Raw genomic sequence first — 18,384 nt, 5'->3', positions numbered from 1 at the left:
GTGTAGCATAAAATCTGCTAAAATAGCACGTATCAAAAAATGCTTTGTGAAGGTTTATACCTTTTATCACAAACTTTTGAAGAAAAATGCTATTTTTGAGCCATAGAATTGCTTTTTATTGTGAAAAACTGCTATTATGTTAATGGATAAGATTTAAGTGAAAGTATTGGAGGTCCAATTGTGAAAGATCAAGTTATTCCAAAAGCAACGGCGCGACGCCTTCCTTTATATTATCGCTACTTAAGAATGTTACATGATACAGGAAAAAATAAAGTCTCATCAACTGAATTAAGTGAAGCGGTACAAGTAGACAGTGCGACTATTCGTCGTGACTTTTCATATTTTGGTGAATTAGGTAAACGTGGGTACGGCTATGATGTTGAAAACTTAATGAACTTTTTTGCAAAAACATTGAATGAAGATGAGTTAACCAATGTCGCATTAATCGGGGTTGGTAATTTAGGAAGTGCTTTATTAAAGTACAAATTCCATCAAAGCAACAGTATTCGTGTAAGTTGCGCATTTGATGTGAATGAAGATATTGTGGGACGCATTGTTGACGGTATTCCGGTTTATCCAATGGAAGATATGATGGAACAAATCCGTGTTCAACAAATCGAAGTAGCTATTTTAACTATTCCAGCTCGCAAAGCGCAAGAAGTTGTGAACAAACTTGCCGAAGCAGGGGTTAAAGGAATTCTAAACTTTACGGCTGCGCGTTTAGTAGCGCCACCTGAAGTATTAATTCAAAATGTTGACTTAACCAACGAATTACAAACATTAATTTATTTCTTACATCATGACAATGAATTGATTGACGAAGAAGAATAAGCAAAAGAAAAGGGCCTAGTCGTTTAGACGAAGGCCCTTTTCTTATTGAATTGCACCATTATGCAAAAGTAGTTGAACAATAATCACAATCGTATTCATGCCGCAATGGGCAATAATTGAGGTCCAAATTTTTCCAGTTTGCTTGTACAAAAGAGCAAAGAAAAATCCCATAAAGAAATAAACAAAAAAGTGACCATCGGCATGTGCGAGTGAAAAAATCGCCGAACTAACAGTAGCCGCAATCCAGAAATTTGTAAAAGGCTGGATTAAATGGATAAATGCATAACGAAAGACGAATTCTTCCATAATCGGACCACCGATAGTAGTTGCCAAAATAAATAAAGGATTTGCCAAAATCACCGCTACAATAGCTTGTGTATTTTGAGAAGTAGCTTGTTCTCCTGTGATGGCTACTTCAATGGCAAAAGTAACCCCTTGAATCAGCATGGCAATGAAAATCCCACTAACACCTAGTAAAAAAATAAAAATAGGTGATTTCAAGGTTGCTGTTTCCTCTAAAGGAGAAGGTTCTGTTGTTTTTAAAAAGATGCCAATCATTACAAGGGCGCCAATAATGTAGAGAGCAGTTGTCACATTAATCGCTGCATTGGGGGAAATACCCGAAAAAAGTAACGGCCCGAAAAAAGCGATAATGTATGTGACTAAAATAAATAAACTTGATTTTCTTAAGGTCATGGTTAATCCTTTCTATAATTATTTTTTACGATTATTGCGATATCCTAATAAAAGAAAAACGAATAAGAAAAAGAAAAGAGATTCCCAAAGTGTCGAAACAATTCCTTCTGTGACACTGAAAACAAGATTTCCTAAATTCGCTATCACAAAATAAACGAATGTTGCTATTAGTGCTGTAAGTAAACGTTGTTTCATTTTATTCGCCTCCAATCGTAGTCAATTTATTTTACCATGAATTAAAGGATTGGAAAAACATTCCATGAAAAAAGAATACTCAATAAAAAATGCGTATCTTATAATTGACAAGAAAAAGAGAGAAAAGACTTGCATTTTTAGAGTGAAATGAGTATTATAAATAGTGTGAGTTAGCACTCTTATGTATCGAGTGCTAAAATAAGCGAAAACTTTTTATTTGGAGGGATTTATTGTGTTAAAACCATTAGGCGATCGCGTCGTAATTAGAGTCGCGAAAGAAGAAGAAAAAACTGTTGGAGGAATTGTTCTTGCATCCGTTGCAAAAGAAAAACCACAAACAGGTGAAGTTATCGCAGTAGGTGAAGGTCGTGTGCTTGAAAATGGCACAAAAGTTCCGATGGAAGTAAAAATTGGTGACACAGTAATGTTTGAAAAATATTCAGGAACAGAAGTGAAATACGAAGGCGTAGAATACTTAATTGTATCAGCCAAAGACATTATTGCCACTGTTGAATAATAAACAACTTTTACAGAATAATATAATAGAAGAAAAAAATTATGAGGTGAAGAAATCATGGCAAAAGAGATTAAATTTGCAGAAGATGCACGTGCAGCAATGCTACGCGGAGTAGATGTATTAGCAGATACAGTGAAAGTGACATTAGGCCCTAAAGGTCGTAACGTTGTTTTAGAAAAATCATTTGGTTCACCATTGATTACTAACGATGGAGTAACAATTGCTAAGGAAATTGAATTAGAAGATCATTTTGAAAACATGGGCGCAAAATTAGTTTCAGAAGTTGCTTCTAAAACGAATGATATTGCTGGTGACGGAACAACAACAGCGACTGTTTTGACACAAGCCATTGTTCGTGAAGGCTTAAAAAACGTAACTGCTGGAGCTAACCCATTAGGTATTCGTCGTGGGATTGAATTAGCAACAAAAACAGCAGTAGAAGAATTACACAATATTTCATCTGTAGTTGATTCAAAAGAAGCGATTGCACAAGTCGCTGCTGTTTCATCAGGTTCTGAAAAAGTCGGCCAATTAATTGCCGATGCAATGGAAAAAGTTGGTAACGACGGCGTAATTACCATTGAAGAATCAAAAGGGATTGAAACAGAATTAGATGTGGTTGAAGGAATGCAATTCGACCGCGGTTATTTATCTCAATACATGGTTACTGACAACGATAAAATGGAAGCTGTTTTAGAAAATCCATATATCTTAATTACCGACAAAAAAATCTCAAATATTCAAGATATCTTACCTTTATTAGAACAAATTCTACAACAAAGCCGTCCACTATTGATCATTGCGGATGATGTTGATGGGGAAGCTCTACCAACATTAGTATTGAACAAAATCCGTGGTACATTTAATGTTGTCGCAGTAAAAGCGCCAGGATTTGGTGACCGCCGCAAAGCGATGCTTGAAGATATTGCTATTTTAACAGGTGGTACAGTAATCACTGACGACTTAGGATTAGAATTAAAAGACACAACTATTGAAAACTTAGGAAATGCTAGCAAAGTAGTTGTCGACAAAGATAACACAACAATTGTTGAAGGTGCTGGTTCAAAAGAAGCCATTGATGCCCGCGTTCATTTAATTAAAAACCAAATCGGCGAAACAACGTCTGATTTTGATCGTGAAAAATTACAAGAACGTTTAGCTAAATTAGCTGGCGGGGTTGCTGTCGTTAAAGTCGGTGCTGCTACTGAAACAGAATTAAAAGAATTAAAATTACGAATTGAAGATGCATTAAACGCAACACGTGCCGCTGTAGAAGAAGGCATGGTTTCTGGTGGTGGTACCGCACTGGTCAATGTAATTGGTAAAGTCGCTGCGCTAGAAGCTGAAGGCGATGTGGCAACAGGGATCAAGATTGTCGTTCGTGCATTAGAAGAACCAATCCGTCAAATCGCTGAAAATGCTGGTTATGAAGGATCAGTGATTGTTGACAAACTAAAAAATGTTGACTTAGGTATCGGATTCAATGCAGCTAACGGTGAATGGGTAAACATGGTTGAAGCCGGTATTGTTGACCCAACAAAAGTAACTCGTTCTGCCTTACAAAATGCAGCTTCTGTGTCAGCTTTATTATTAACAACTGAAGCAGTTGTTGCAGACAAACCAGAACCAGCTGCACCAGCTCCTATGATGGATCCATCAATGGGCATGGGCGGTATGATGTAAAAATAAAAAAGTATTCTAAAAGCTTACGATTGAAAAATCGTAAGCTTTTTTTACATAAAGAATAAATAATCTAAATAATATCTTTGCTTATAGTATTTTCTCAAATATTTACTCATTTAACAAAAAAGATGATAATTTAAAGGCTTCGTTTTAGCTAGACAGCCTTGTTTTTATTCGATAAAATTTAGTAATAACAATCATTTTTTGAAAACTAGTAGTTGGTAATTTTTATTTATTAATAGAATATAAATAAAAATTATTATATTTTGAAGGGGAATATTAGGAAGATTGAGGTGGAAAAATGGAAAAATATACAATTGGTGTCGTTCCTTTGACAATTGAAACAAAAGAATACTGTCAAAATTGGTTTGTTAGTAATCAAGTAGAATGTCAGATCATCCAAGGAACAAATATACTTCTTCATTTGCACCATATTGATGGATTAGTGATTGAAGTTACTGACCACCAGCAAGTAAATACTTGTTGTGAGTTATTAATGACGATTCGCAAGCAGTCAGATTTACCGATTTGGTTATTTTCTCGGACAGAAGTAATTAGTAAAGTCAATCGAATTATTTATTTACAATTAGGTGCAGATGGCGTTTTTGATCATTCTTATGATCGTCAAGAATGCATGTTAAGCATGAGTAATTTATTGCAACGTGTAAAAAGACGTTTTTATCCTAAATTAGCTATTGCAAACGAGGAACAAACAGTTACTAAGAATCTTTCTGAGAGATTGTATTTAATTGCGCCAAATTTGAGTGTTTGCTTGGGAAGTGGAGAAGAAATTCTTTTAACAAAATTGGAATTTTTCACAATAGAGTATTTATACAAACACGCAGGACAAACAATTACATATGAAGAACTCTACAAAAATGTCTGGAAAGATACTGCGAATGAACGAAAATATCGTGTCGCTAATGTGATTTTCCATTTGCGTAAAAAAATTGAACAAGATGTGAACAAACCACAATATATCAAAACAATTCGCTCAAAAGGCTATATGTTAACGGTGTAAAAGGTACGAAGGAGGAGAAACAAATGTGGCAATTTTTGACTAAAAACAATGAAGATGAGGAGTATGAGAAGATGCCGGATTTTGAAAATGAACAATCGATGAAAGCACAACCAACGGTAACAGAAGAAGCAATCTTTGATGACGAGTTCGTTTATGCAAAAGAGCAATCCGCAAAAGTAAAACAGGTCCAGCAACAAGTGCCGACTGAACTGTCAGAAGAGTCATTTTCTTTTGTTGAAAAACTAGAAGAAGAAAATCAACTATATCAGCAATCCATTAAAAAGCTAACGGAGCAATTATTAATGCAAACCAATGAAGTGGAAGCATTACAAAAACAAGTAGTCGAAAAAGATGTTCAACTTAAACATGTTAAAGAAACATTAAGTGATAAAGAAACAACTATCACTTCTTTACAGAAACAATTGTCTGAAGAAAAGATGCAACAGAGACAGACCAGTGAAGAGAATTTAGACACAGCCGTTACGCTTTCTCAAAAAGAAATTGGCGAAGTGTTATTGGAAGCCAAACGTCAAGCAAAAGAAACAATTAGTCAAGCCAAACAACAAGTTGCAACAGTTCATGAAGAAATGGAACAACGTTTAGCAACTTTAACACGCATGAAGCAAGTGGCAAGAGAGTACCAAGCTTATTGTGAACAAATGCTGACAATCAAGAATGAATCAACAGGAACGTACCAACAGATAGAGCAGTTATTAGCAGAAATAAAGAGGTAAATGAAGGAGAAATGCGATGAAAAAAAGAAAGGCAAGATATTTGAAGTTGGTATGTATTGGAATTTTAGGGATTTATGCGGGAGCCAGTTACTACAATTCGGAACCATTAATCGCTCAAGAAGAGACCGAAACGAGGGACGAAAGTCGACAGCTATCGCTGGAAGAAAAAAGAGCGGACCAAGCCAATCAAGATCAAGGAACCCTTACTTCTTCAACGCTGAACGAAACAATAATAAGTTCGTCTGAACAACAAGAAAGTTCAACACAAAATGACAGCGGTGACCATCAGGAAAATAATGTGGAACCTTCAGAATCTGAAAATAGTTTACCGCCACAAGAAAAGCCAATTGCTAGTACTAAACTAACCGAATCGTTACAAAGTGAGCAACCAGCGTCTGAAGAGCGTAAAGCACTCACTGAAAAGCCGCCTCATAATCAGGAACCACAAAATTCTACATTAACTGAAAAGACCAAAGAGCCGTTGGTACATTCAGAGATAGACAATAGTCAAGAAAAGGAAAAGCAAGCAGGAATTCAACAACAAGCCGAGGCAAATTTTGTTGTCCAAGGGAATGCTTCTACTTCTGAGTTTATTAGAAAAATTGGTGAAGAAGCACGAGTTATTGGTCAGCAACATGATCTATACGCTTCTGTCATGATAGCTCAAGCTATTTTAGAAAGTGGCTCGGGCAATAGTGCGTTAGCGGCGGCGCCAAATTATAATTTGTTTGGCATTAAAGGCGCTTACCATGGTCAAAGTGTCAGCTTTCCCACACAAGAAGATGATGGTAAAGGGAAGATGACCACCATTCATGCCGATTTTCGTCAGTATCCATCTTATAAAGAGTCATTAACAGACTATAGTAAATTAATTATCAATGGGCTGGCGGGTAATCCGACGTTTTATCACGGTGTTTTGAAAGCAAACACGACGAATTATCAGCAGGCAACAAAATTTTTAACAGGTCGTTATGCAACGGATACATATTACGATAAAAAATTAAACGCGTTGATTGAAACCTATCAATTAACTGAATACGATCAAGAAAAGAAGAAACCAGTAGTGACTAATTTGGCAGAAGAAAAGAAACCTTCGTTTGATAAGGAAGCAGTCAAAGAACAGCTAAAAAAAGAAGCAGTCATCTATGAAGTAAGCAAAGGAGATTCTCTCGCCACCATTAGCCAGACGTTTGGTGTGTCAGCAACAGCCATATTAAAACAAAATTCAAAGACTCAAGAAATGTTTTATATTGGCCAAAAAATCACGATTCCTCAGCATACAGCGGCGACTTCTCTAGAACCGAAAGAACAAGCGTTACTTCAATCACTAATAATCAGTAAATCGGTGACTAATGCTTTGGAAACAGCAGAGCAATCAAATGGTACAGCGAATGACTCAAAAACAGAGTCTACTGAGTATTATGAAGTAAAAAGAGGAGAGACACTCGCAAAAATTGCAAAAAAAACGGGCTATTCCTTAACCGCCCTCAAGCAGGCAAATGACTTAACGTATTCTGTATTAACCGAAGGACAAACGATAGCACTTCCTAAGCTAAAGGACTAATGCTGATTTAACTTATTGGTCGATAGAGTCAATATATTATTAGAGTAAGAGTAGAGGGTAAGTTCATTCATGGATTAACTTTTCCTCTACTCTTACTATGTTCTTCATAAATACTTAATAAATAGTAAAATTAGCAAGAGAATTGTGTCTTTACACAAAATAGATAGGTTTTCTTGCCGAAGTTTGATAAAATGATTAGTTGAAAGGATGCGTGAAAATTGAAAGAATTATTTCGTAAATACCGAGAAGTACTGGCTTATTTATTTTTTGGTGGTGCAACGACGGTCGTCAACTTAGTTGTGTTTTTTGTTTGTCAAAATGTGTTAGGGCTGGATTACAAGATAAGTAACACAATTAGTTGGTTTTTATCTGTTCTATTTGCCTTTTTCACGAATAAATATTGGGTATTCGCAAGTAAGCATGAAAGCATAGCTGGTTTTTTTAAAGAAATGGGCTTATTTTATTGGTACCGAATTTTATCTTTTGTGGCTGATATGGGTTTAATGATTCTCCTAATTGATGGCATTCATTTTTCATCGTTTTGGGCGAAAATGATTACACAAGTTGTAGTAGTGATTTTAAATTATTTCTTCAGTAAATTTTTCATTTTTAAAGAAAAAGAGGTCTAAGCAGATTTTAGGCTAAAAAAAATTTTTTTGTTATAATATAAACAAGTTTTTAATACAAAGAATAGAGGTAGAAAACGATGGACTATACATATGCAGATGATAGTTTGACATTGCATACAGATATGTATCAAATCAATATGATGCAAACATACTGGGAATTAGGGAGAGCAGATTTACATGCTGTTTTTGAATGTTACTTTAGAGAGATGCCCTTTAATCATGGCTACGCAATTTTTGCAGGTTTAGAACGTTTAGTCAATTATCTCGAAAATTTAACGTTTACAGAATCTGATATTGCATATCTCCGAGAAGTTGAAGAATATCCAGAAGATTTCTTGACGTATTTAGCAAATTTTGAATTTAAATGTACTGTACGCTCTGCTTTAGAAGGGGATTTGGTTTTTAATAACGAACCGTTAATTCAAATTGAAGGTCCTTTGGCACAATGTCAATTGGTAGAAACTGCCTTGCTAAATATGGTGAATTTCCAAACATTAATTGCGACAAAAGCGGCTCGAATTAAATCCGTGATAGGCGATGATCCTTTATTGGAATTTGGAACACGCCGGGCACAAGAATTAGATGCTGCCATTTGGGGCACAAGAGCCGCCTATATTGGTGGGGCGGACGCGACAAGTAATGTTCGTGCTGGTAAAATTTTTGGTATTCCGGTTAGTGGGACTCATGCTCATTCATTGGTTCAGTCGTATGGAAATGATTATGATGCATTCATGGCGTATGCCAAAACACATCGGGATTGTGTTTTCCTTGTTGATACGTATGATACTTTGAAAGCGGGAGTGCCAAGCGCAATTCGAGTAGCCCGAGAAATGGGGGATAAAATTAATTTTCTAGGTGTGCGAATTGATAGTGGCGATATGGCTTATATTTCTAAACGAGTTCGTGAACAACTGGACGAAGCTGGCTTTACTGAGGCAAAAATTTATGCATCGAACGATTTAGATGAAAATACGATTTTGAATCTAAAAATGCAAAAATCAAAAATTGATGTATGGGGCGTGGGCACCAAGCTGATTACCGCCTATGATCAACCGGCTTTAGGAGCGGTGTTTAAATTAGTTTCAATTGAAGGTGAAGATGGTCAAATGAAAGATACCATTAAACTATCTAGCAATGCTGAAAAAGTGACAACACCAGGGAAAAAACAAGTCTGGCGCATTACACGTAAATCTGATAAAAAGTCAGAAGGAGACTATGTGACACTTTGGAATGAAGATCCTCGCCAAGAAGAAGAAATTTATATGTTCCATCCCGTTCATACCTTTATTAATAAGTATGTCCGTGATTTTGAAGCACGGCCAGTACTCCAAGATATTTTCGTTGAAGGAAAACGTGTGTACGAATTACCAACTTTAGATGAAATTAAACAATATGCAAAAGAAAATTTAGATTCACTTTGGGAAGAATACAAGCGGGACTTGAATCCGCAGAAATATCCAGTGGACCTTTCAACAGATTGTTGGAATCACAAAATGAATTTATTGGAAAAAGTGCGTAAAGACGTTAAACATTTAACGGAAACGGTGAATAAGGAGGCCTAGAAATGACAACACTTCAAGAAAAAATCATTCAAGAGTTAGGTGTTTTACCGACAATTGATCCAAAAGAAGAAGTTCGTAAAAGTATTGATTTTCTGAAAGCTTATTTAACTAAACATCCTTTTTTAAAAAACTTTGTCTTGGGAATTAGTGGCGGACAAGATTCAACATTAGCTGGTCGCTTAGCACAATTAGCGATGACTGAAATGCGCGAAGAAACAGGAGATATGTCGTATCAATTTATTGCGATTCGCCTTCCATACGGTGAGCAAGCAGATGAAGCTGATGCACAAGCCGCGCTAGCCTTTATCCAGCCAGATGTTTCTTTACGAGTGGATATTAAACCAGCAGTGGATGCAATGGTTGGTTCGCTAGAAAACGCTGGTGTTCAAATTAGCGATTTTAATAAAGGGAACATGAAAGCACGTCAACGTATGATTACACAATATGCAGTAGCTGGCGAAAATGCTGGCGCAGTAATTGGCACAGACCACGCAGCCGAAAATGTGACAGCTTTCTTCACCAAATATGGCGATGGCGGAGCGGATATTTTACCGTTATTTCGTTTAAATAAGCGCCAAGGAAAAGCTTTGCTGAAAGAACTTGGGGCACCAGAAGCCTTGTATCTAAAAATACCAACAGCTGATCTAGAAGATGACAAACCGTTAGTTGCAGATGAAGTTGCCTTAGGTGTCACGTATGATGCCATTGATGACTATTTGGAAGGCAAAAAAGTCTCGGAAACAGATCAACAAACAATTGAAAACTGGTATAAAAAAGGACAACACAAACGGCATTTACCCATTACAATTTTTGATGATTTTTGGAAATAAAAACACAGACCATCGGCGAATGAACGATGGTCTGTGTTTTTTTTACATAACTACTTTTCAGAAAGTAAACGTTGCTACAGCAACTATCCTATGATAATGAAAGTCGTTTTCATTTAGGCGTTTTCACTTTCTTTTTCAAAACAGAAAAGGTACGCTCAATAATGTAAAGTGAATGATGGGAGAGAAAAAGAGATGAAGCATGTAACAAAATTGGGGATTACAATTATAACAGGAGTTTTGGCATTATTATTTGAATTTATTTTACATCAGCCGAATTGGGCGTATGGCATTATTTTAATAACAGGTTCAGTAATGGCGTTAATGATGTTCTGGGAAATGATTCAAACCTTACGTGAAGGAAAATATGGTGTCGATATTTTAGCGATTACCGCTATCGTTGCAACCTTAGCTGTGGGAGAATACTGGGCCAGTTTGATGATTTTAATTATGTTGACTGGTGGTGATTCATTAGAAGACTATGCCGCTGGAAAAGCTAACCAAGAGCTGAAGTCATTATTGGATAACTCGCCACAAAAAGCTCATCGCTTGAATGGCGAAAATTTAGAAGATGTTTCTGTTGAGGAAATCAATGTTGGCGATGAATTAGTAGTAAAACCAGGGGAACTAGTTCCAGTTGATGGCTTGGTAAAAACCGGGACATCAACAGTCGATGAATCTTCATTAACAGGAGAATCAAAACCAATTGAAAAAAATCCTGGGGATGAATTAATGTCGGGTTCCGTGAATGGTGATGGCTCTTTGAAAATGGTTGCTGAAAAAACTGTAGCCGACAGTCAATATCAAACAATTGTGAACTTAGTGAAAGAATCTGCGGCGCGTCCAGCTCATTTTGTACGTTTAGCAGACCGCTATGCGGTACCTTTTACACTAATTGCCTACTTAATTGCAGGTGTTGCTTGGTTTGTTTCAAAAAGTCCGACACGTTTTGCGGAAGTCTTAGTTGTTGCTTCGCCGTGTCCTTTAATTCTATCTGCCCCAATTGCTTTAGTGGCAGGGATGGGTCGTTCAAGTCGTCATGGGGTCGTTATTAAATCGGGAACGATGGTCGAAAAATTAGCTTCTGCAAAAACGATTGCGTTTGATAAAACAGGCACGATTACGCAAGGACAACTTTCTGTTGATCAAGTCCAACCAATCAATGCTGGAATAACTGCTGCTGAATTAGTGGGATTGGCAGCAAGCGTGGAACAAGAATCAAGTCATATTTTAGCTAGATCAATTGTTGCTTATGCCAGAAAGCAAGATGTCCCATTAAAAAATATTACAGATCTAGCGGAAGTTTCTGGTGCTGGCGTGAAGGCATTTGTGGATGGTGCTGAGATACGGGTAGGTAAAAAGAATTTTGTGACACAAGAGTCTCAAGCAACTGAACAAATTGATAAAACGACTATTCATATTTCACGTAATGGCACATATTTAGGCCGAATTACTTTTACAGACACTGTACGTCCAGAAGCAAAAGAGACTATGGAAAAATTACACCAATTACATCTTCAACGAATTTTAATGCTGACGGGGGATCAAGAATCCGTCGCAGAAACGATTGCTGCAGAAGTAGGAATTACCGAAGTACATGGGGAATGTTTACCACAAGATAAATTAACTATTCTAAAAGAATTGCCCAAAGAAAACCATCCAGTCATCATGGTAGGAGATGGTGTAAATGATGCACCTTCGCTTGCCGCTGCAGACGTAGGTATTGCTATGGGCGCTCATGGAGCTACTGCGGCTAGTGAAACTGCTGACGTTGTTATTTTAAAAGATGACTTAAGTAAAGTCAGTCAAGCGGTCGAAATTGCCCAAGATACCATGAAAATTGCCAAACAATCTGTATTAATCGGAATTTTTATCTGCGTTTTACTAATGCTAATTGCTAGTACCGGGATCATTCCGGCGCTAATCGGGGCTATGCTACAAGAAGTCGTGGACACTGTGTCAATCTTATCTGCTTTGCGTGCTCGTCGAATTGGCCAGTAAGGTGGAACAATTAATTGCCTGAATGTCCAGCTTAGTGGTAAAATAAAGGTACGTTTTTAATATTAATAAGTTACAGGGGAGAGATTGTGCAATGAAAGGAAACCAAATAGATGGGCAACCAGTCACGGAAGAACAACTATTAAAAGAAGGCTACCGTAAATATACTGGGGAAGGAATTGATATCTTTTATAATAAAGATATTTGTGAACATATTGGTAATTGTGTTCGTGGAAATCCAGAAGTCTTTGAAGTTGGTCGGAAACCATGGATTATTCCAGATAACGGAAGTGTTGAAAATGACATGATTGTGGTAGATTCATGTCCAAGTGGTGCTCTAAAATATATTCGGAAAGCAGGGAACGAATATGCAAATTAAAGAAGAAAACAATCGTTTTGCTCTATATAACGATGAAAACCAAGAAATTGGTGAAATGACTTGGTCAGATGCTGGCGAAAGCATGATGATTATTGATCATACGTTTGTTGATCCAACTTATCGTGGACAAAAATTAGCTGAAAAACTTGTTTTAGCCGGTGTTGAAAAAGCGAGAAAAGAGCATAAAAAAATTATTCCGCTATGTCCATTTGCCAAAAAAGAATTTGATACTAAACCTGAATACGGAGACGTATTGAGAAAATAAAGAAGAAGTTAGCAACAGCCGCAAGTAGAAATCTGATTCCTACTTGCGGCTGTTGCTATTAGAGACAAATAGGGAAAGACATTAAATTTCACTGGTGTTTACAGATAAAATATGCTACATTAAAGTAGATGAATTTCGCATATTTGTATAAAAAGGAGAATTAACGCATGTATAATCTAATCTTAACGTTGGTCATCATTTTATCTGTTTTAATCGTCATTACTGTTATGATGCAACCAAGCAAACAAAACAGTGCAGCAAGTGCCTTCACTGGCGGTGCAGATAAATTATTTGGGAAGCAAAAAGCGCGCGGTTTTGAAGCTGTTATGCAACGCTCAACAGCAGTTCTTGGCGCAATTTGGATGATTTTATTATTTGTTTTGGCGTTCTTATCTTCAAAATAAGTACGTAATCTTTTAAAATGACAAGTTTAGAACAGAGAGATGAGTGCGGACACTTATTTTTCTGTTCTTTTTCTTTCTGAAAAAGTCTTTGAAACTTATCATTTCGGAAGGTTTTCTTTTGAGAATATGATAGAATGAAGCTGAGGTGAGCGAAGTGGCAAAAAAAATCAATTTACCAAAGCCGTTATTTTCAGAAAAAGGAAAACGGGCGGTCCTTTTATTACACGCTTATTCTGGCAGCAGTAATGATGTACGGATGTTAAGCAGACGTTTAGAAAAAGAAAATTATACTGTCTATTCGCCTAATTTTTCAGGACATGGCACGCTAGTTCCTGAAGATATTTTAGATCAAACAACGGAACAATGGTGGCAAGATACACAAGAAGCAGTCGCTTTTTTGAGAGAAAGAGGTTACCAAGAAATTGCCATTTTTGGTTTATCAATGGGCGGGATTTTCAGTATGCATGCATTAACGGAACAATTAACAGGATTAATTGGTGGTGGATTTTTCTGTTCACCGATTTACCCTGTCGAAAATAAAGTCCCAGAAAATTTCGTATTATACGCAGAAAATGTGATGAAAATCGCAGAAGTTCCTGCAGAGGAACAACAAAGCCGGTTGCAATCGATTGAGCAACGAGTCAAACAACAATTAGGAGCGATTGAAACGATTGCTAGTCAGACGGCTGACAAACTAAACAAAATCCACGCACCTCTTTTCTTAGCGCAAGCTGGCAAAGATGAAATGATTGAGCCAATGGGCGTCTATCAAACGGCCCAAGCGCTAACACAAGCACGTGTGACCTTACAATGGTACCCAAACAGCGGACATGTCATTACGGTGAGTGGAGAACACAAACAATTAGAGCAAGATGTGGTGCAATTTTTAGCAACACTACCTTGGAATGAGGAGAAATAATGACAAAACAAACAATTAAAGAGCAAATTTTACATTTCATGGAAAGCCAAAAAAAGAAAAGCTTTTCAATGGAAGAAATTGCACAAGGCTTGAATTTAGAAAAAAGTTCAGATTTTAAAATTTTAGTGCAAACCATTGCACAAATGGAACGAGAAAAGTCAGTTAGTTTCAACAAAAAAGGCAAAGTCCTGTTACCAATGAAAGACTTATTAATAGAAGGAACGTTTCGTGCAAATGAACGAGGCTTTGGTTTCGTGACCATCGATCCTGAAGAACCAGATGTTTACATTCCTAAAGAGGCAACGAACTTTGCAATGGATGGGGACACGGTTTTAATCGACGTGATCCAACATGCGGATCCTTTTTCAGATCGCGGCGCAGAAGGTAAAGTAAAAGAAATTAAAGAGCGAGCAGTGAGCCAAGTTGTCGGAGAATTTGTGGCATATAGTGAAGAAGAAATGGCAGAAATGGGACTGTATGGCTACATGATTCCCAAAGATAAGAAATTGAATCAGTATACTGTATCAATTGCACCTGAAGGGATTAAGCCAGTAGATGGTAGCATTGTCATTGCTGAAATTACCTATTATCCAGATCAAGAATATCCAACGAGTATGGAAGGACTAGTCAAACAAGTGATTGGTCATAAAAATGATCCAGGAATGGATATTTTATCAATCGTGGTGGCTCATGGAATTCCCACAGCATTTCCTGATGAAGTTTTGGCTGAAGCGGACCAAGTACCAGAAACTATTGCAGAAAGCGATTTAGTCGGTCGTCGGGATTTACGTGATCAGTTGATTGTGACGATTGATGGAGAAGATGCGAAAGATTTAGATGATGCAGTAACGGTACAAAAGTTAGCAAATGGCAATTTCTTTTTAGGGGTGCATATTGCAGATGTTTCTTATTATGTAACTGAAGGAAGTCAATTGGATATGGAAGCGTATGAACGTGGCACAAGTGTCTATTTGACAGACCGAGTTGTGCCAATGATTCCGCAGCGATTATCAAATGGGATTTGTTCGCTAAACCCACATGTTCCACGTTTAACCATGAGTTGTGAGATGGAAATTACACCAGAAGGAGAAGTTATTTCGCATGAAATTTTCCAAAGTGTAATCCAAACAACGGAGCGAATGACCTATACAGCAGTCAATGAAATTTTAGAAGAGCAAAAACCTGAAACGTTAGAACGCTACAAAGAGCTAGTTCCCATGTTTAAAGAGATGGGCGAGCTGCACCATATATTAGAAGAGATGCGTATGCGCCGTGGTGCGATTTCTTTTGAAGATCGTGAAGCCAAAGTCCTAGTTGATGAAAATGGTCATCCCCAAGATATTCTTTTACGCACGCGTGGCGTGGGTGAACGATTAATTGAATCCTTTATGTTGGCAGCGAATGAAACTGTGGCGCGTCATTATCATGACTTAAAACTGCCATTCATTTATCGGATTCATGAACAACCAAAAGAAGAAAAAATGCAACGTTTCTTTGACTTTGCTGCAGTACTTGGCATTCTTGTTAAAGGAACAAAAGAAAACATTTCACCGAAAGATTTACAAAAAGTTTTAGAGCAAGTTGAAAATAAGCCGGAAGAAGTGGTTATCAATACGATGTTGCTAAGAAGTATGCAACAAGCGAAATACTCAGAAGACAACTACGGACACTATGGGTTGGCTGCTGAATATTATACGCATTTCACTTCACCAATACGTCGTTATCCAGATTTAATTGTGCATCGTTTGATTCGCAGCTATAGCCAAGATCAATCTGAAAAAAATCAAGAAAAATGGAACGAAGCATTACCAGAAATTGCCAATCATAGTTCAAGTATGGAACGTCGCGCAGTTGATGCAGAGCGTGAAGTGGACGCCATGAAGAAAGCCGAATTTATGGTAGATAAAGTGGGAGAAACGTATGACGGGATTATCAGCTCAGTCACAAAATTTGGTATCTTTGTGGAACTGCCTAATACAATAGAAGGCTTGATTCACGTGAACAACTTAAAACAAGATTATTTCCACTTTATTGAAAATCATATGGCGTTAGTTGGTGAACGGACGGGAATGACTTTGAAAATTGGTCAGAAAGTTCAAATCCGTGTTGAAAAAGCTGATCCAGAAACAAGAGAAGTTGATTTTGAATTGATTTCAGCTGAAGAAGTTGCGCCAGTAGAAGGACCAAAAGGACGTAAAAAAGGTAAAGCCAATTCTTCAACTCGTTCAAATAATCAACGAAGAAATAAAAAAGATGAATCATTTGATGGTAAGAAAAAGAAAAATAAGAAAAAAGGCAAAGGCAAAAAACAACCTTTTTATAAAGAAGCAATGAAACAAAAAAATAAAAAAGGAAAAAAGAAGAAGTAGAGGAGGTCGCTTATGCCAAAAGGGGAAGGAAAATTAATCGCACAAAACCGCAAAGCTAGACATGATTATTCAATTATCGATACGGTTGAAGCAGGTCTTGTTTTACAAGGAACAGAAATCAAATCTATTCGAAATGGTCGTATCAATTTAAAAGATGGTTTTGCACGAATTCGAAACGGAGAAGCCTTTTTGTATAATGTTCATATTAGTCCATATGAACAGGGCAATATTTTTAATCATGACCCATTACGTACCAGAAAATTATTATTACACAAAAAACAAATTAATAAGTTAATCGGCGAAACCAAAAATACAGGTATCACATTAGTACCTTTGAAGGTCTATATTAAAGACGGCTATGCCAAAGTTTTGATTGGTTTAGCTAAAGGGAAAAAGCAGTACGACAAGCGTGAAGACTTGAAACGTAAGGAAGTTGACCGACAAATCAGTCGAACATTAAAAAATAACCGACGTTAAAAATGTAAATTTATTCTTTTTCGCATATTTGCTTGCCTTTCTTCGGATTAGGTGTAAAATCTGGTAAGTGTTGAGTAAATGAATGTAAATGATTCATTTTTTAATCGCTTCGGAAAGCAGTACCACCCTGCATTAGATTGGTTTATGGAAAAGGTTTTCCAACCAATTTTCAACACATGAAATTTTAAAAGTAAACTATTTGTAAATTATCAACAAGTGGTGGTACGATAGCTTTGCCAGGGATTATCACTCAGGAGTAGGATGAAACTTCTGAAAGATTGTTGGAAAAGAGGTGAATTGATTTGGAAGAGAAGAAATTACTCTTCAATATCGGACCAATTTGGTTTGATGGAACCATTGTTTTGATGGTGCTGTTGACGTGTATCATTGTTTTCGCCTTTGTCTATGCTTGTACGAGAAATATGAAGCTACGACCTAAAGGCAAACAAACGGTCATCGAATGGTTAGTGGATTTTATTCGTGGAATCATTACAGACAATTTACCTCGTAAAGAAGTGAGCAATTTTCATTTAATGGCGTTTACCCTGTTCATGTTTGTACTTGTTTCAAACATCTTGGGTCTCGTTACAAAAATCGTTGTGGGCGACGATCTCAGCGTTTGGAAAAGTCCAACCGCCGATCCAATCGTAACCTTAACGTTAGCGATGATGATGATTGTCTTAACACACTTCTTTGGTATGAAACGCTTTGGTTTTAAAGGCTATCTAGTTAATAGTTATTTAAGACCCGTTGGTTTCTTACTACCGGTAAAATTAATGGAAGAATTCACGAATCTATTAACATTAGGCTTGCGTTTGTACGGAAACATTTTTGCCGGCGAAGTTCTATTGGGCTTAATTGCTGGAACCGTAGCAAGCGTCGGATTATGGGTTATCCCACTAGCAATTCCGCTAGAAATGATTTGGGTAGCATTCTCAATCTTTATTGGATGTATCCAAGCGTTTATCTTTGTGACACTTTCAATGGTTTATATGTCACACAAAATTGAAACAGAAGAATAATCAAGAAATACGAAGGACAAAAATTATCTTTTAGGAGGATTTTACACAATGGAAGGATTAAATTTTATCGCAGCAGCAATTGCAATTTTCGGTTCAGCTATCGGAGCCGCTATCGGTAACGGACAAGTTATTTCAAAAACAATCGAGTCAATGACTCGTCAACCAGAAATGTCTGGTCAATTAAGAACAACAATGTTTATCGGGGTCGCTTTAATCGAAGCTGTGCCAATTTTAGGTGTCGTTGTTTCTTTATTACTTTTATTCAGATAAGCAATAAAATGGAGGCAGGACG

Annotated in this window: 20 protein-coding genes; 18 read left to right on the top strand and 2 right to left on the bottom strand. The window is 37.0% G+C overall.

Annotated elements, in window-relative coordinates:
- Positions 1–180 precede the first annotated feature (180 nt).
- Positions 181–831 carry a redox-sensing transcriptional repressor Rex gene (locus IGJ41_RS10885; RefSeq protein ID WP_002356528.1) on the top strand — a complete coding sequence of 217 codons (651 nt, stop codon included), beginning with the start codon at positions 181–183 and terminating at the stop codon, positions 829–831.
- A 42-nt stretch (positions 832–873) separates the two neighbouring features.
- On the opposite strand, the gene IGJ41_RS10880 is transcribed toward IGJ41_RS10885, so the two are convergent.
- Together IGJ41_RS10880 and IGJ41_RS10875 are read right to left on the bottom strand one after the other, a co-directional pair.
- Positions 874–1,527, bottom strand: coding sequence for a CPBP family intramembrane glutamic endopeptidase (locus IGJ41_RS10880; protein ID WP_002356529.1), 654 nt, complete (start codon positions 1,525–1,527; stop codon positions 874–876).
- Positions 1,528–1,545: 18 nt separating this feature from the next.
- Complete coding sequence (locus IGJ41_RS10875) at positions 1,546–1,722, bottom strand: hypothetical protein (protein ID WP_002356530.1); 177 nt, start codon at positions 1,720–1,722, stop codon at positions 1,546–1,548.
- A gap of 232 nt (positions 1,723–1,954) precedes the next feature.
- Here IGJ41_RS10875 and groES point away from each other — a divergent pair, with 232 nt between their 5' ends.
- The 17 genes from groES to atpE all read left to right on the top strand — a co-directional run bounded on the left by groES (position 1,955) and on the right by atpE (position 18,362).
- On the top strand, positions 1,955–2,239 hold the full coding sequence (gene groES, locus IGJ41_RS10870) for a co-chaperone GroES (RefSeq protein WP_002356531.1): 285 nt from the start codon (positions 1,955–1,957) through the stop codon (positions 2,237–2,239).
- 57 nt (positions 2,240–2,296) lie between these two features.
- Positions 2,297–3,922: a chaperonin GroEL gene (gene groL / locus IGJ41_RS10865; RefSeq protein ID WP_002362559.1), complete on the top strand. Its 1,626-nt coding sequence runs from the start codon at positions 2,297–2,299 to the stop codon at positions 3,920–3,922.
- A gap of 301 nt (positions 3,923–4,223) precedes the next feature.
- Positions 4,224–4,943 (top strand): response regulator transcription factor, encoded by a 720-nt coding sequence (locus IGJ41_RS10860; protein ID WP_002356534.1) that lies wholly within the window; start codon positions 4,224–4,226, stop codon positions 4,941–4,943.
- Between the two features lie 23 nt (positions 4,944–4,966).
- Entirely contained in the window at positions 4,967–5,677 is a 711-nt protein-coding gene (locus tag IGJ41_RS10855; RefSeq protein ID WP_002400944.1) for a hypothetical protein, read from the top strand.
- 16 nt (positions 5,678–5,693) lie between these two features.
- Positions 5,694–7,241, top strand: coding sequence for a glucosaminidase domain-containing protein (locus IGJ41_RS10850; RefSeq protein WP_002400942.1), 1,548 nt, complete (start codon positions 5,694–5,696; stop codon positions 7,239–7,241).
- A gap of 218 nt (positions 7,242–7,459) precedes the next feature.
- Complete coding sequence (locus IGJ41_RS10845) at positions 7,460–7,870, top strand: GtrA family protein (protein ID WP_002356537.1); 411 nt, start codon at positions 7,460–7,462, stop codon at positions 7,868–7,870.
- A 77-nt stretch (positions 7,871–7,947) separates the two neighbouring features.
- The gene (locus IGJ41_RS10840) at positions 7,948–9,432 is read left to right on the top strand and encodes a nicotinate phosphoribosyltransferase (protein WP_002381488.1); all 1,485 of its coding nucleotides are present in this window, start codon (positions 7,948–7,950) and stop codon (positions 9,430–9,432) included.
- Positions 9,433–9,434: 2 nt separating this feature from the next.
- Positions 9,435–10,262: an ammonia-dependent NAD(+) synthetase gene (nadE, locus tag IGJ41_RS10835; RefSeq protein WP_002381489.1), complete on the top strand. Its 828-nt coding sequence runs from the start codon at positions 9,435–9,437 to the stop codon at positions 10,260–10,262.
- A gap of 168 nt (positions 10,263–10,430) precedes the next feature.
- Entirely contained in the window at positions 10,431–12,260 is a 1,830-nt protein-coding gene (locus IGJ41_RS10830) for a heavy metal translocating P-type ATPase (RefSeq protein WP_002398821.1), read from the top strand.
- A gap of 91 nt (positions 12,261–12,351) precedes the next feature.
- Positions 12,352–12,636 carry a (4Fe-4S)-binding protein gene (locus IGJ41_RS10825; protein WP_002356543.1) on the top strand — a complete coding sequence of 95 codons (285 nt, stop codon included), beginning with the start codon at positions 12,352–12,354 and terminating at the stop codon, positions 12,634–12,636.
- Complete coding sequence (locus IGJ41_RS10820) at positions 12,626–12,901, top strand: GNAT family N-acetyltransferase (protein ID WP_002356545.1); 276 nt, start codon at positions 12,626–12,628, stop codon at positions 12,899–12,901. The genes IGJ41_RS10825 and IGJ41_RS10820 overlap by 11 nt, the downstream gene beginning before the upstream one ends.
- A 167-nt stretch (positions 12,902–13,068) precedes the next feature.
- Positions 13,069–13,305: a preprotein translocase subunit SecG gene (gene secG, locus IGJ41_RS10815; protein WP_002356546.1), complete on the top strand. Its 237-nt coding sequence runs from the start codon at positions 13,069–13,071 to the stop codon at positions 13,303–13,305.
- A gap of 145 nt (positions 13,306–13,450) precedes the next feature.
- On the top strand, positions 13,451–14,224 hold the full coding sequence (locus IGJ41_RS10810) for an alpha/beta hydrolase (RefSeq protein ID WP_002384145.1): 774 nt from the start codon (positions 13,451–13,453) through the stop codon (positions 14,222–14,224).
- On the top strand, positions 14,224–16,593 hold the full coding sequence (rnr, locus tag IGJ41_RS10805) for a ribonuclease R (RefSeq protein ID WP_002356549.1): 2,370 nt from the start codon (positions 14,224–14,226) through the stop codon (positions 16,591–16,593). Before IGJ41_RS10810 ends, rnr begins: the two co-directional genes overlap by 1 nt.
- A gap of 12 nt (positions 16,594–16,605) precedes the next feature.
- Positions 16,606–17,070 (top strand): SsrA-binding protein SmpB, encoded by a 465-nt coding sequence (gene smpB / locus IGJ41_RS10800; RefSeq protein ID WP_002356550.1) that lies wholly within the window; start codon positions 16,606–16,608, stop codon positions 17,068–17,070.
- Between the two features lie 302 nt (positions 17,071–17,372).
- Complete coding sequence (gene atpB / locus IGJ41_RS10795; RefSeq protein ID WP_002356551.1) at positions 17,373–18,092, top strand: F0F1 ATP synthase subunit A; 720 nt, start codon at positions 17,373–17,375, stop codon at positions 18,090–18,092.
- A gap of 48 nt (positions 18,093–18,140) precedes the next feature.
- Positions 18,141–18,362, top strand: coding sequence for an ATP synthase F0 subunit C (gene atpE / locus IGJ41_RS10790; protein WP_002356552.1), 222 nt, complete (start codon positions 18,141–18,143; stop codon positions 18,360–18,362).
- Positions 18,363–18,384 lie beyond the last annotated feature (22 nt).

Origin of the sequence: Enterococcus sp. DIV1537a (assembly GCF_051712085.1) — a bacterium.
GTDB classification, from domain to species: Bacteria; Bacillota; Bacilli; order Lactobacillales; family Enterococcaceae; genus Enterococcus; species Enterococcus faecalis.
Note: the sequence above shows the minus strand (reverse complement) of the source record. Positions and strands in the feature narration are given on the sequence as shown.

Excerpts from the sequence above, each read along its gene's own strand:
- IGJ41_RS10855 (WP_002400944.1), top strand. The coding sequence starts at position 4,967 with ATGTGGCAATTTTTGACTAAAAACAATGAAGATGAGGAGTATGAGAAG.
- rnr (WP_002356549.1), top strand. The coding sequence starts at position 14,224 with ATGACAAAACAAACAATTAAAGAGCAAATTTTACATTTCATGGAAAGC.
- atpE (WP_002356552.1), top strand. The coding sequence starts at position 18,141 with ATGGAAGGATTAAATTTTATCGCAGCAGCAATTGCAATTTTCGGTTCA.
- IGJ41_RS10820 (WP_002356545.1), top strand. The coding sequence starts at position 12,626 with ATGCAAATTAAAGAAGAAAACAATCGTTTTGCTCTATATAACGATGAA.
- IGJ41_RS10825 (WP_002356543.1), top strand. The coding sequence starts at position 12,352 with ATGAAAGGAAACCAAATAGATGGGCAACCAGTCACGGAAGAACAACTA.
- nadE (WP_002381489.1), top strand. The coding sequence starts at position 9,435 with ATGACAACACTTCAAGAAAAAATCATTCAAGAGTTAGGTGTTTTACCG.
- IGJ41_RS10840 (WP_002381488.1), top strand. The coding sequence starts at position 7,948 with ATGGACTATACATATGCAGATGATAGTTTGACATTGCATACAGATATG.
- IGJ41_RS10860 (WP_002356534.1), top strand. The coding sequence starts at position 4,224 with ATGGAAAAATATACAATTGGTGTCGTTCCTTTGACAATTGAAACAAAA.
- secG (WP_002356546.1), top strand. The coding sequence starts at position 13,069 with ATGTATAATCTAATCTTAACGTTGGTCATCATTTTATCTGTTTTAATC.
- IGJ41_RS10875 (WP_002356530.1), bottom strand. The coding sequence starts at position 1,722 with ATGAAACAACGTTTACTTACAGCACTAATAGCAACATTCGTTTATTTT.
- smpB (WP_002356550.1), top strand. The coding sequence starts at position 16,606 with ATGCCAAAAGGGGAAGGAAAATTAATCGCACAAAACCGCAAAGCTAGA.
- IGJ41_RS10880 (WP_002356529.1), bottom strand. The coding sequence starts at position 1,527 with ATGACCTTAAGAAAATCAAGTTTATTTATTTTAGTCACATACATTATC.
- groL (WP_002362559.1), top strand. The coding sequence starts at position 2,297 with ATGGCAAAAGAGATTAAATTTGCAGAAGATGCACGTGCAGCAATGCTA.
- IGJ41_RS10850 (WP_002400942.1), top strand. The coding sequence starts at position 5,694 with ATGAAAAAAAGAAAGGCAAGATATTTGAAGTTGGTATGTATTGGAATT.